We start from the raw sequence: 13554 nt of genomic DNA, 5'->3' as shown, positions 1-13554 counted from the left end.
AGAAGAACCAACAGATCAGTACAACAGGAGAAGCTATGGCGATAATGGAACAGGATGTGGCGATGGCCATGCAGCACATCAATTTCAACCGCTTAAAAGAAGCCGAGGATTTGTGCAACCCCCTGCTGAAGAGCCATCCCCTGGAGCCGCAGGTTTTGCACGCCGCGGGGCTCATCAAATACAAGCGGATGGATTACCGGGGGGCCATTGAACTGCTTTCCAAGGCGGTCCAGATCGACAAGAGAAATCCGCTTTATTTCGGCAACCTGGGAGAAGCCTATCGCCGCAATCGTCAGTTCGACAAGGCCATGGAAGCCTTTGAAGAGGCCATCGCCCAGATGCCGGAGTTTCTCATGGGTCACCTGGGCATTGCCAATACCTTGCGGGATCAGGGCAAATTCAAGGAGGCCACGGCCCGGTTCCGCCTGTCCCTGGCCATCAACCCGACGTTTGCCCCGGCCTATCATTACCTGGGGTTGACTTTCGTGGACCAGGAGCGGCTCAAGGAAGCGATCCCTTTGTTGCGGAAAGCCGCTGCCTTGAGGCCGGGCTACATCGAGGCCCAGCTCAGTCTGGCCAACACGCTGGAGCGGGACGGACAGTCCGAGGAAGCCCTGGAATTATACCGCAGCGTCCTTGAAAAAATGCCCAACCACGTGGGCATTATCAACAATATCGGCAGCATTCTCAAAAATATGGGCCATATCGACGAGGCCATCACCCATTTTGAAAAAGCCCTGGCCCTGGACCCTGACCATGTGTCGTCCTATTACAACCTGTCCCGGGCTCGGGTGGGATCAAACAACGAAGAACTGGCCCGCATGGAAAAGATGGTCAATGATGACCGCCTCAATGCCGAGCAGCAGTGCAGCATGCATTTTTCCCTGGGAAAACTTCACGATGACCTGGGTAACTACGACAAGGCCTTTTATCATTTCAAGCGCGGCAATGAGATGGACACCCGGGAAAAGCCGTTTGACCCCAAGCTGCACAGTTTTGCCGTTGACCGCATGATGGCTATATTCAACAAGGAGTTTTTTGCCGGCCGGCGGGGTTTCGGCAGTGAATCCACTCTGCCGGTATTCGTGCTGGGCATGCCCCGGTCCGGAACCACCCTGGTGGAGCAGACCCTGGCCAGCCACCCGGAGGTGTACGGCGCCGGTGAACTCAACAACATCGGCCAGATCATAGGCGCCCTGCAGGCGGTTCAGGGCCGGATGGCCGCCTACCCCGAATGCGCCACCCTGGTCGACGCCATCACCGCCTGCCAGCTGGGCGAAGAGTACGTCAACTATCTGCGCACCGTAGGCGGAACGGCCAAACGGGTGACCGACAAGATGCCGGGAAATTTCATCAACCTGGGATTCATCGCCCTGCTGCTGCCCAACGCCAAAATCATCCATTGCCACCGGGAGCCCCTGGACACCTGCCTGTCCTGCTATTTTCAGCACTTTGCCATGGTCATGCCGTTTTCCCGGGACCTGACGTTTCTGGGAAGTTATTACCGCGATTACACGCGGATCATGAAGCACTGGCATCAGGTGCTGCCGCAGAAGATTTTTGACGTCCGCTATGAAGATATGGTCGCCGACCACGAGGGCATGAGCCGCAAGCTGATCGAATTCATCGGCCTGGAATGGGATGAGGCCTGCCTGAATTTTTACAAGACCGAACGGACGGTGAAGACCGCCAGTAACTGGCAGGTGCGGCAGCCGGTGTATACCAGTTCCATGGCCCGCTGGAAACATTACGAGAAGTTTATCGGCCCCCTGCGGGAAGCCCTGGGAGAAGCCCAGTCGGAAGAGTCATTGAAACGGGATTAGCGAGAAACACAGGGACTCTGGTACCATGCGTGAACTCTTCAACCGGCTGAAAGCGTCGCCGCGGCTGGCGCTGGAACTGCTGCTGGCGTCTTTTTTTATCAGCCTGCTGGCTCTTGCTACATCCATGTTTGTCATCCTGGTGCTCAACCGTTATGTCGCCCACGGCGTGAGCAGCACCCTTTACACCCTTACAGCAGGCGTGATCCTGGCCATAATTATGGAGTTCGCCTTCAGGCAGGTGCGGCTGAAACTGGCTGAAGGCATCAGCCTGGGGCCCGACGCCCGGCTGGCCGGCGGGGCCTTTGCCTCCCTGACGTCCGCCCGCATGAGCGCCATCGAGAAGATGCCGCCGGGCATGCGGCGGGAGGTCATGGCCGGGCTGTCGGCCGTTCAGCATGCCTACAGTCCGGACAACATATCCACCATCATGGATATGGTTTTCGCTTTTTTTTATATCATCGTCCTGTTCGTGATGGATTACCGTATCGGCGCCATTGCCAGCGGGTTTATCCTGGTCATGTTTGTTTTTGCCCTGGTCAGCCACAACCTCCTGGGCAGCCCCACCCAGGATCTTAACCAGGCGGCCGTGCGCAGTAATTCCCTGGTGGGCTCGGCCATCATGGCCACGGACGCCATCCGGAGCTTTAACGCCGCCCGGTTTCTAAAGGAGATGTGGGGCAGGCAGCAGGCACTGGCCAATCGCCTGCGCAGGGTCCTGACGACCCGGCAGGGGCTTTTTCAGTCCATCAGCACCAGCATCGCCTCCCTTATGACCGTGACCATAATTGCGGTGGGCGCCATGCTGGTTGTCTCCGGCAAGATGTCCGTGGGCGTTATGATCGGGTTTAATATCCTGGCCGCCCGGGCGCTGGCGCCCATCAGCCGGTTTGCCCTGCTGGGGTCGGTTTTTGCCAAGGCCCAGCAGTCGCTTGACCTGCTGGACAAGTTTACCCATCTGCCCCGGGAAGCCACCCGTGGTACCGCCCTGCGCCATTTCAGCGGCCGGTTGGAGATAAAGGACCTGACCTTCTGGTTTCCCGGTTCGTCCGGGCCGCTGTTTGAGTCCATTACCGTCAATCTGACACCCGGAAGGGTTCTGCTGATTACCGGCGATAACGGCGCCGGAAAGACCTCCCTGGCCAGGATTCTGCTGGGGCTGCTGGAGCCGACCCGGGGGCAGATTTTTGCCGACGGCCTGGATATCCGCCAGATGCTGCCCGAATGGTGGCGCCGGCAGATCATTTACCTTCCCCAGGAGCCGGTTTTTTTTGACGGCACCATCCGTGAAAACCTGATGACACAGCGACCGGACATGAACGACCAGATGCTGCAACAGATTGTCGGCCGGGCCGGGTTGAACCGTTTTCTGGATCAGAGCCCGGACGGCCTGGAGACCATGCTGGCCAACGGCGGCATGAACCTGGCCGTGGGCATCCGCCGCCGTCTGGCCCTGGCCCGGGCCCTGGTTTCCGACGGCATGCTGGCGGTGTTCGACGAGCCGGTGGGCGGGCTGGATAACGAGGGAATCACGGTCGTGTCCAATGTCATGCGGGATCTTCTCAAAAGCGGTCGGGCCCTGGTGGTCTGTTCCCACAACCCCAACATTCTTCAGGCCAGCGGGTTCCGTCTGGATTTGAACAGGAAACCGATTCCCGAGTTGACGCCGTTTACCATGGAGAGGCCGGCCATTCCGGATAAGAGGCCATGAACGAAAAGAAAATAGAAAACGGGCTTATTAAAAGCGGATCCGGTGCAGAGACCGCACGAGAGCTGGTTCCGGTGGACAGATTACCGGAAGAGCAGTCCTGGATGGATGAGGCCGCTGTTGTCGAAGAGGTGGTCGGTCGGGCTCCCCGCTATTTTCTGATGCTTCTGGTCGGTACGTGCCTGCTTTTTTTTATCTGGGCCGCTTTCGGCAAGCTGGATATTTTCAGCATGGCCCAGGGAGAGGTGGTCCCATCAACCAAGGTCAAGAGCGTTCAGCACCTGGAGGGAGGCATCGTCCAGCGGATCCTGGTCCGGGAGGGGGAGCGGGTCAAAAAGGACGAGCCGCTGGTGGAGCTCCAGACCACAGCCAGTGACGCTGATGTCCGGGAGTTGAATCTCCGCATCAAATCACTGGAAATCGAAGGCATCCGCCTGTCAACGGAGTTTGCCGGACGGAGCGAGTTGACGTTCAATTCTGAACTGGCGAAAGATTATCCGGAACTGGTCAAGCAGGCCAAAGACCTGTTCCGGGCCCGGCGGGAGCGGCTCCGCCTGGAGCAGGAGCGTCAGAAGCAGCTGGTCAACCAGAGCCGGCAGCAGATGGATGAGATCGAGGCCCGCCTGCGCAACCAGAAGGAAAAACTGACGCTTCTTCAGGAGCAGATCAGCATCAGCGAAGAACTGCTCAAGGATGATCTGACCAATCGCTACACCCATCTGGAACTGCTCAAGGAAGAAAATACCCTCAAGAGCGCCATTGAAGAAAATGAGGCGGCCTATAATCAGGCTGAAACAGCCCTGAAAATGGAGGAGGTGCGGTTAAACGGCATTCTCTCGGCTTACAACGAGGAGGTGCAGACCGCCCTGGATGAGAACCGCGGGCAGTACGACGGGTACCTGGAACGGTTAAAGAAGTTCGATGACAACCTGCAGCGAACGGTTCTGCGGGCGCCGGTGGACGGCATCATCAAAACCCTGTACCTGGTAACGGAAGGCGGGGTCATCCGGCCGGGTGAGACGGTGCTGGATATCGTCCCGGAAGGGGACCTCCTTATCGTGGAAGCCCGCCTGCCCACCCAGGATATCGGCTACATCCATGCCGGGCAGAAAGCGGTCATCAAGCTGACCACGGCCGATGCCAGGCGGTTCGGTAATATCAACGGCGAGGTGGTACACATCAGCCCGGACACCCTGGTCACGGACAAGGGTCAGCCCTACTACAGCGCCCGCGTCGCCACCGAGGAATCCTGCTTCAAAAGCAGCGGAGGGGACGCCTACTGCCTTTATCCGGGAATGACCGTTCTGGTCAACATTCACACCGGCCAGCGGACCGTGCTCGAATATCTGCTTTCCCCGTTCTTCGCGTCCATGGACAGCGCCCTGACGGAACGATAACGAATCTATACGATGTCCGCTTTTTCAGCCGGCACCCCTTGCTGCGGCTGCTGCCCTCCTGGTGCCTGCCGCTGCCCCAGCCTCTTGAATTCATCCTTGAAGCTCTCGTCGATTTTATGGGCCCAGACGGTAGCGAAAATGGAGGCCATGGCGGGGTTATAGACGAAATGGGTGACGTTCCAGGCCAGGCCGAATATGGATTTCCGCCGTCCGCAGATGCGGAAGTTCCTGAAACCCATGTCGTAGATGGTCTTCAGTTCACTGTACCGCAGAAATCCGGGACGGATATGGGCGGGATTCCTTTTGTCGGAAATGATGCCGAATTCGCCTGAACAGTGCTGGCGGACATGCTTGAGCTCTTCCAGCAGCTGGGGTGACCGCTTTAGATTAAACTGGGAGACGAGGGTCAGGTGACGTTTACGCTTGGGGCAGCGGTAGACGCATTCGTCGTTGACCAGAATTTCCGTGCGGTCGCGGTCCAGCTGGTCGAGGAGATCGAGGTTAAAGACGTGGTCGGGAAAAAGGATTACCCGGTCGAACCGTTCCTGCATCTTTTTATACCAGTCCACGTTTCCCTGAGGGTTTTCCAGAAGGGCTTTTTCATACGAGCAGACCTGCTTCAGGCCCGGTTTCTTGTTGCGGATATAGTCCGACAGCAGATCGCTGACGACAACGACGCCGTTCAGTCCGCATTTTTCGTCCATTTGTTCCAGGATCAGGTTGGCTTCCGGGTGGGAGAGATGCTCCTTGCCAAGGGCCAGGTTGGTGAAGCTTAAAAAGGCGCCCATGTTGTTTTTATTCAGGGCATCGAAAAATTTGGCCGAATCCGTGTTGGGCACCCCGGCGTTCAGGTGGCCGCCGTTCCAGGGAAGGTCAGGACATCCGTGAAAGGAGGCGATGGCCGGGAGAAGCTTGTGGGCGTTCATCTGGTTGATGAAAATACGCAAGAACACCCTGTAATTATACATGCCGGAGATGTGCCATCTGGCTTCCGGCCAGTCCGGATGGAGAATGCTGGTTTCTCTTTCTGTTTTTATGAACATGAGTTTTTACCCTTTATTGGTCGGATGCTGAGCCGTTATCTGATGATGCCTTTTTCCCTCGCGATTTTCTTAAAATCGGTTCGGACTTTCTGGTCAATGCTGGAGTACAGGATCCGGGCAAAGATATAAGCCTGGTCCTGGTTGAAGACCCAGTTTAATATATTCCAGGCCATGCCGTAGATGGTCTTGCGCCGGCCGGAGATTTTCAGATGCTTGAAGCCCATGTCGTAGATGAGTTTGACCTCGTCGTGATTCAGGTAAACCGTGCGGTATCCCTTGACGTTTCTTTCCGGATCCAGAATCCGACCGCCGCCGGCGCACCGGGTTTCCCGGATGGTTTTGATTTCCTCCATGATTTTCTTCGCTTTTTCCGGGTCTTCAAACTGGGCGACATTAAAGAGGGAGTTCAGGGTCTGATGATGGGCGCGGTTGGGGCACAGATAAATGCACTCTTCCGTGATCAGGATTTCCGACTTGTCCCGGTCCAGCTTGTCCAGCAGTTCCCGGTCGAACATATGGTCGGTGTGAATCACCACCCGGTCAAACCGCTCCTGCATTCTCCGGTACCAGTCGATGTCTCCTTTGGGGTTTTCAATAAAGGCTTTGACCACCGAGCTGATTTGTTTCAAGCCGGGTTTTCTCTTGCGGATATAATCCGACAGCAGATCGTTTAACACGATCACGCCGTTCAAGCCGCATTTCTCATCCAGCATGTCCAGCAACTCGTTGGAGGCCTTGTCATCCAGGTGCTTCTTCTCCAGAATGGCGTTGGTAAAGGTCAGATAGACGCCGATGCCCATGCGGTTCAAGGTTTGCATGTAGGTTTCCAGGTCCGGGTGCTTGGGCACGTTGGCGTTGACACGGCCGCCGTTCCAGGGCAGGTCCGGCGAGTCGTGAAACGATTCCAGCACATGGGTCAGCCCATGGGCCCGCATGGTCTGCACCAGAAAATTGACCAGTGGGCGATAATTGAAAAGCCCGGAGATATTCCACCTGGCCTCCGGCCAGTAGGGATGGAGAAGACTGCCTTCACGTTTCATGTTGAACATGGTGATGAGTCCTTTTGCAAAAGATTTTCGATAATGACAAACGGCCTTCCGGGCAGACCGGAAGATCATATTTTTAACATTAATGAATGGCCGCAAACAATATATTTTTTTTACAGAAATGCCATCCGCGTCGATAAGAGGAGGCAGGGGTAAATGAAGCCGAAAGGGTATTTTATGTTTTGTTAAAACAACCGGTTGTGATAAGAACAGAAAATATCATCATTATCATGGGAGGATCTGCCATGAAAAAGCATGTGCGGACGTCAATATTGATTTTGATCTGCTTTTCTGTGCTGACCGGTGCCCGCCCGGCCTGGTCTGAAGCGGTGTCCCTGACGAAAAATAACGTCTGGCTGATGCCGGTGTTGAAGGAAGGCGCGGTCGCCTGGCCCTGCCGGGTGGTGGTCTGGTTTGACAAACAGTTTCTGGAGGACGGCGGCGCTTATCGGCGCAAGACGGAAGAATTCGCCGGCTGGAAACGAAGCGACATGCGTCGCCGGGTCGTGTCCGATCTGAAACGACTCAATGACGACGCCTGGAGCGTTGCCGGGACCGGAATCGAGGGCCTGGTCCGGCAGAAAAAGATTGACCAGGTCCACCGGCACTGGATCATCAACGGCTTCAGTTGCCGGGTGAGCAATGCCGGCGCCTTGAAGGAATTGACCGCTGTTCCCGGAGTCAGCAAGATATTTGCCCGGGTGGACAACGTTCCTATCCGGGCGGCCGCGGGAGAAGGGTCTTTTTATCCCGCCGTTTCGCAGACGCCGTTTCAGCCGGAGACCGTTACCTTCCCCTGGTATGCGGAAAAACTGGGAGCGGACCGGGTCTGGAGGGAATTTGGCGTTTTCGGCCAGCAGACCATTACGGTCATTCATGACAGCAACTTTGTGATGACCGCGGGGTTGACCGCCGGCCTTTACCGTAAACCCGGGGAAATTCCGGCCAATGGAAAGGATGATGACGGCAACGGCCTGGCCGATGATGTTCACGGATTTAATTTCGATCAGGGCAACGCCAACCTGACGCCCCTTGGCGATTTCGGCGGTACAAGAGATATCGGAGAACCCCTGCATGGCTTTTTGTGCGCCTCGATCATATGCGGCTCCGGACAGGGTGACAAGCCCTGGGTGCCGGGCATCGCTCCCCGGGGGCAGTGGGCCGGCGTGATCGGCCATGGCAATATTGAGGATGGAGTGGAATGGGCGGCGGAGATAGGCGCCGATACATACAACATGAGTTTTTCTCTGCCCGGATTCGGACAGTACCGCACACACTGGCGCAAGATTATGGAGCAGGGCGCTTTCTGCGGACTTGTTTTTGTTTCCGGTGCCGGCAATTTCGCCCGGGCGGGCAGCCGCAATTACGCGCCGGTTCCGGTTCAAATGCGCGTTCCCGAAGATATCCCGGACGCGGTCATTTCGGCCGCGGGTGTCCGGCAGGATCTGGTCCGGCCGCCGTTTTCCAGCCAGGGACCGGTGCAGTGGCAGACCGATTATTACCGGGAAGGGAAGGTGGGCAAGCCGGATGTCGTCACGTTCAATACCGATCTGCCGGTAGTGATGCCGGACGGCGTTATCCGGCCCCAGGGGGTTTCCGGAAATTCCTTTGCCGGCGCCATGTTAAGCGGCGCCGTGGCGCTGATCCTGTCGGCGGACCCGGACATTCTTCCCTGGGACCTGCGGGACATCATCCTCGATACGGCCAAAGACATCGACCCGTTCGGCTTTGATTACCAGACCGGACATGGCCTGGTCGATTGCCATCGGGCGGTGCAGGAAGTACGGCAGAGAAAAGCCTTACCCGCTCCTGCTCAGGCCCAGTGATGGCTAAAAAGAAAAGCCGCCCGCGCCACCGCAGGCGGCTTTTCTTTTTTATTGGACTATATTGATCTGGAAATTCCGGTTCAGAATTTGCCAAGGGGTCTGGTAAACGTAAAGCGGGCCGGTTCGACCACCAGGATGTTACCGACCTGGTCGATATTATCGCCCAGGGCGGAAAAGGGCAACGAGACAACGAACAGGGCCGAACCAAGGATCGTGGCCGCTAATCCCAGGGGGCGGCAGACCAGAAAATCCGCGGTGATGGTTCCGCCGTTCACTTCGTTGATGTCGGACATTTGTCTGGCCGAAGCGGCGAGCGGGGCCGTGACCAGGGCGGCAATCAGTACCAGTAAAGCAGCGCGGCGTAAGAGTTTAACCATTATTGACACCCTCCTGTGAAAAATAATTGTAGGTAATTTTCGAAAATTTTGTTTTATTATATATAATATCGAAAAATTCTGTCAATCATCTTTTCAGGCAAACGGATGAAAAACATGATGAGGCCCATTGATCTTGCGGACGGTCAGATTCTGAATACCAGCCGTCGTGGCGACGGCTGCCAGCAGATCATCAAGGTGGCCTCCGGCGACACCCATATTATCCTGAAAAGCTATGGATTGAAACGAAACCGGCTGCGGGCGCTGATCCGGCGGATCGGCTCCTTTGCTCTGGTGAAAAAGTCCTCGCCTTCCATTTCGGGAAGGTATGAAACCGAACGCGCCGTGCTGAACCTCTGGAACCGGGAGGGCTTTGACGTTCCCGTAATCTATCCCCGACCGGAACTGTCGCGGGATATGCCATACTGTACCGCCATGGAGTGGATTCCCGGCCCCACCCTGTCCGAGATGCTGCGGGATGAGCGCATACCCCTGGCACGTAAAAAGGAGGTTATCGCCCGCTATGCCCGGGAGTGGGGCAGACGTCATGCCAGGGCACTGGAACTCAACGAACCCCGGCTGCTTCAAGAGAATCCCACCCTGTCCCACGTGTTTGTTTCGGGCGACCGGCTGGTTCATTTTGATTTTGAAATCGTGTTTACCTGGAAGAAGGATCTGGAACGACTTGTCCGCCGGGAGATCGTGGGCGTTCTCCAGTCTATGGCCAAGGCCGGCGGGGACAGTTTTGAAGCGCTGCTGGACACGCTTCTGGACAATTACCCGAACCTGTCCCATTTCCGGCAGGCGGTGGAGGAGCTTCACCGCTACGGCACCGTGCCGGAGGTGGGTTGGTCGGCCATATTGCACCGGCTCACGCGCGGGAAAAAACGCTACCGCAAGCGCCGGCATTTTATCCACACCCTGGACAGGGCCTTGCAGGCCAGACTCTGACCCCGGGTTAAAGCGTGAGAATCGTTCGTATGATCGCGGAAGAATCCCGGTTGCTTCCTCCCAGGGTAGACAGTTCATCGTCGGCGATGGTCTTGATCCATCCCGCGATGACCTTCAATCCGGGCCGCGGATACCAGTTCAGGTTGATCGTCGCCGTCCGGACCTCCTGGGTGGAGGGGTCATAGGTGGTGATGCCGCCGTCAAACAGACCGCGGTCAATGTCGGCGTTGGAATAGCGCACCGCCAGTTCCAGGCACCCCGGAATATCTGCCGTTTCCAGCCATTCAAAAGCCGGCTGTCTCCGGCCGTCAAGCCGGGGCGGCAGCCACCTTCCCCGGGACCAGCGCATTTTTTCGCCGGTGATGTTCCAAGAGGCAAAAGCGGTCCATGAGGTCAGTTGATCCATGTCCTCCGTCATGCCGCGGCCGACGCGGACATCGTCAATCTCACCGGTCACGCGCTCGGCGCCCGCGCGGAAAGCGCCGCTGTACCAGCCGGCTTCAAGATGCAGGCATTGGAACTCGTCTCCGTGCAGGTCCGGTGTCGTGAAGACAGTGGACCGCAGGGGGGTCTGCAGGAAGATTTCGTCCTCATAATCCGGGCTCCAGGCAAATCCCAGGCCGACGAAGCTTCCTTTAACAAGATCGGAATCAATATTGTGAGCCGGAAAGAGGACTGCCCGGATGGACGCCTGCGGATCTGATCGGCGCTTGCCGTCCAGGTCGAATCCCGCACCGACCGTGGCGGACCCCTGATACCAGAAGGCGTTGTCCAGAAGCAGCCCGTCAATCTGGACCCCCGGGTCGTAGCGGCCGTCCAGGTAGGAGCTGAAGCCGTAATCGATGGAAGGCAGGTTTTCCGGACGGGTGGCGAATTCGGTATTCAAGGCCACTTTGATCTGTCCGACTCTAAGGTGCAGGGCCGGGGTGATATCCCACCCGCCCCAGGCCTCGTACAGATTGTTCTCCGTGTCAATGCCCAGAAGGTCGGGCTCCAGATGAAAATGGAATTTGTCTTCGCAGATCCCGGTCAGCAGCAGGTTAACAGTCTCCCATCTGACGCCGGCGTCCTTGGTATTATCCTGGTCATACAGAACGGCGTCCGCTGCCAGTTGGCCGCCGAAATGAATGTTCCAGTATTCCCATTCCGTTTCCGGTCCCCGGAAATCCTCCCACTGAAAAAGTGACGACCGTTCAATTTCCGGGGCCGCTTTAGGCCCGGCGGTTACCATCGGTATAAAAAAAACCAGTTGCGCCGCCAGGCAGAAACAGACAAAAAGATATTTTTTCATGGCCTCCTCCATCTTTTTTTAAACTCGTCGCGTCATGTTGCCGGGATACCCGGCATTGTTTTCTTCGGCAGAACAATAACCGATTGACAGGGTTGATTTATCCGCAATAATACCGTAAAGAATGACAAACTCAAAGAGAGATCGATCAACTATAAACAGCCATTTCTAAAAAAATAGAATTTGAGGATAAACTGCCGATGACTGCCAATAAGAAAGAGGTCCTTCATTTTGATGACCTGTCCCCCTATCTTCTGCTGAAAAATGGAAACTATCTCTATAAAATACCCTTCCGTGGCGGCTTTGCCGTGCTCAAGGTCTATTACGGCACCCGCAGCCTTCCGGAATATATCATCAAGAGCCTGGGGAACGTGCTGGTCAACAACCAGACCTCATTCATGCCCCTGGCCCGCTGGAAAACGGAATACGAGGCCCTGAACCTCTGGCGCCAGGCCGGGTTCCGGGTGTTTGGCACCTATGATGACGTGATCGTGGAAGGATGCGTGCCTGAAAAAGGCTGGCGCCTGTTTGAATACGTGGACCGGCCCCGGTTCATCCATTATTTTGCCGATCAGAAAATTCCCGTGCAAGAGCGCCTGGATATGTGGAAACGGTTTCTGCCCGTGTGGCACCGCCGCCATCAACTGGCCATCGAGCGACGGGAGCCCCGGCTGATTCACGAAAACGGCGACCTCAAACATGTCATGATCATGGAAGACGGCCAGTTTTTATTTTTTGACTTTGAGATGTGCTATCGATCGGCGCGGAAAATAAAGGACCTGGCCGCCAGGGAGATTCTGGCCTACCTCAAGTACCTGGGCAAAGCCGTGGGAAAGGAACACTGGGACGTGTTTATGAAAACCACGGTGGAGACCTATCCTGACCGGGATCTGCTGGACTATGCCTATACCGTGACCTTCCGCAATGCCAACCCGCTGCTTCGCGCGGCCCGCTGGCTTGACTGGAAAATCAGCCCCAAGGCCAAAAAGCCTTTTTCCAAATACAACGCCGCCCTGAAGCTGCATCAGCTGCTGCACCCTTAAGCACATTTAGCCCGGCTGATATTTTTCCTGAAGAATCGCCGCTATCTGCTTCACGGTCGCAAAGGCCCGTTCCACGGTGGCGGTTTTGTCCGGGTTGATCAGGCAGCAGGTGGCCGGGGAGAGCATGCCGCGGGCAATGGTCAGGTCCCGGTCAACGCCTTTTGACCAGAGAAACTCCCAGACCGCCTCAAGCCGCCGGATCAGCGAGGGAATGTCTTCCCGGGCAAAGGTTTCCATGCCGGTGGGCACGATGCCCCAGACAATGACCCCGCCCCGGTCCAGGAATTTCTTGATGGATCCGGCATAGGAGGAAATGATCTCGGCGTTGGTGTAAGCATCCAGGGAGAGCACGTCCAGGTCCAGGCCCAGCATGAAATCCCAGTCCGGGTTGCCGCACAGGTGGATGCCCCGGGGCCGGTCGATCCGGGCGAAAAACTGATCCAGGTCGTCTTTGGCCTTGATGTTGTCATACCCGGACAGGGCCGAAAACAGGAACTGCATGCCCGGCTCATCCACGAACATGAAGGCGTTGGGGTTGCGTTCTTTGAGCCGGGCCAGCTGTGCGTTCACCCGCCGGGCCATGAAGTCGAACATGAACGGCCGCACGGTATCGTCAAACAGGATGGGCCGGTTGTCCTGATCCAGGATATTGAATCCGAAACTGACCGGCCCCTCCATCTGACCGCGGATGGCGGACCGGCCTGAAAGGTCCATCTCCAGAAAACGATGGTAGACCGCCGAATACGTTTGGCTGACGTCAAAATACGACGGATCGTCAAAGCGAGCCAGGGCCTCCTCCAGTTCCAGGGCGAACCGGTCCATGGAAAAGCGCAGGGTACGGTTGTCCATGTCCAGGATGATGCCGGGAAAATGTTCGGCCGCCTGCACGTACATGTCTTCGTAATAACTGTAGTTGGGCAGCTGCGGCCAGAAGGGCACGTCCAGGGACAGGGCCGTTTCAAGGGCGCGGGCCACGTCGGTGTGGGGCATGACCGCCATGGCCGTGGTCAGGAGTCCGCCGGGAATGATAGGTTTCATGCCCAAACCCCGAAAATTTA

11 protein-coding genes are annotated in these 13554 nt (G+C 56.7%); 6 read left to right on the top strand and 5 right to left on the bottom strand.

Annotated features, from left to right (window positions below; genetic code table 11):
* The first annotated feature begins 35 nt into the window (after positions 1 to 35).
* The 3 genes from AB1724_10120 to AB1724_10110 are packed head-to-tail and all read left to right on the top strand — an operon-like array spanning position 36 to position 4925.
* Positions 36 to 1823 carry a sulfotransferase gene (locus tag AB1724_10120; GenBank protein MEW6078157.1) on the top strand — a complete coding sequence of 596 codons (1788 nt, stop codon included), beginning with the start codon at positions 36 to 38 and terminating at the stop codon, positions 1821 to 1823.
* A gap of 25 nt (positions 1824 to 1848) precedes the next feature.
* Positions 1849 to 3531 (top strand): ATP-binding cassette domain-containing protein, encoded by a 1683-nt coding sequence (locus tag AB1724_10115; protein ID MEW6078156.1) that lies wholly within the window; start codon positions 1849 to 1851, stop codon positions 3529 to 3531.
* On the top strand, positions 3528 to 4925 hold the full coding sequence (locus tag AB1724_10110; GenBank protein ID MEW6078155.1) for an HlyD family type I secretion periplasmic adaptor subunit: 1398 nt from the start codon (positions 3528 to 3530) through the stop codon (positions 4923 to 4925). Before AB1724_10115 ends, AB1724_10110 begins: the two co-directional genes overlap by 4 nt.
* Positions 4926 to 4930: 5 nt before the next feature.
* On the opposite strand, the gene AB1724_10105 is transcribed toward AB1724_10110, so the two are convergent.
* Both AB1724_10105 and AB1724_10100 read right to left on the bottom strand, forming a co-directional pair.
* Positions 4931 to 5968 carry a hypothetical protein gene (locus AB1724_10105; protein MEW6078154.1) on the bottom strand — a complete coding sequence of 346 codons (1038 nt, stop codon included), beginning with the start codon at positions 5966 to 5968 and terminating at the stop codon, positions 4931 to 4933.
* A gap of 35 nt (positions 5969 to 6003) precedes the next feature.
* A complete protein-coding gene (locus AB1724_10100) occupies positions 6004 to 7017 on the bottom strand; it encodes a hypothetical protein (GenBank protein ID MEW6078153.1) in 1014 nt (337 codons plus the stop codon).
* A 242-nt stretch (positions 7018 to 7259) separates the two neighbouring features.
* Between AB1724_10100 and AB1724_10095 the strand changes: the two genes are divergently transcribed.
* Positions 7260 to 8840, top strand: coding sequence for a S8 family serine peptidase (locus AB1724_10095; GenBank protein ID MEW6078152.1), 1581 nt, complete (start codon positions 7260 to 7262; stop codon positions 8838 to 8840).
* Between the two features lie 80 nt (positions 8841 to 8920).
* Here AB1724_10095 and AB1724_10090 read toward each other — a convergent pair whose 3' ends face one another.
* The gene (locus AB1724_10090) at positions 8921 to 9217 is read right to left on the bottom strand and encodes a hypothetical protein (protein ID MEW6078151.1); all 297 of its coding nucleotides are present in this window, start codon (positions 9215 to 9217) and stop codon (positions 8921 to 8923) included.
* Between the two features lie 114 nt (positions 9218 to 9331).
* Here AB1724_10090 and AB1724_10085 point away from each other — a divergent pair, with 114 nt between their 5' ends.
* Positions 9332 to 10165, top strand: coding sequence for a hypothetical protein (locus tag AB1724_10085; GenBank protein MEW6078150.1), 834 nt, complete (start codon positions 9332 to 9334; stop codon positions 10163 to 10165).
* A 7-nt stretch (positions 10166 to 10172) separates the two neighbouring features.
* Here the strand turns inward: AB1724_10085 and AB1724_10080 are convergent, their stop codons facing one another.
* The gene (locus AB1724_10080) at positions 10173 to 11456 is read right to left on the bottom strand and encodes a porin (protein ID MEW6078149.1); all 1284 of its coding nucleotides are present in this window, start codon (positions 11454 to 11456) and stop codon (positions 10173 to 10175) included.
* A 197-nt stretch (positions 11457 to 11653) separates the two neighbouring features.
* Between AB1724_10080 and AB1724_10075 the strand changes: the two genes are divergently transcribed.
* Positions 11654 to 12496: a hypothetical protein gene (locus AB1724_10075; GenBank protein MEW6078148.1), complete on the top strand. Its 843-nt coding sequence runs from the start codon at positions 11654 to 11656 to the stop codon at positions 12494 to 12496.
* 6 nt (positions 12497 to 12502) lie between these two features.
* Here AB1724_10075 and AB1724_10070 read toward each other — a convergent pair whose 3' ends face one another.
* The gene (locus tag AB1724_10070; GenBank protein ID MEW6078147.1) at positions 12503 to 13534 is read right to left on the bottom strand and encodes a hypothetical protein; all 1032 of its coding nucleotides are present in this window, start codon (positions 13532 to 13534) and stop codon (positions 12503 to 12505) included.
* Positions 13535 to 13554 lie beyond the last annotated feature (20 nt).

Source organism: Thermodesulfobacteriota bacterium, from assembly GCA_040753795.1.
Classification (GTDB): Bacteria; Desulfobacterota; Desulfobacteria; order Desulfobacterales; family Desulfosudaceae; genus JBFMDX01.
This window is presented reverse-complemented; position numbering and strand designations above follow the sequence as displayed.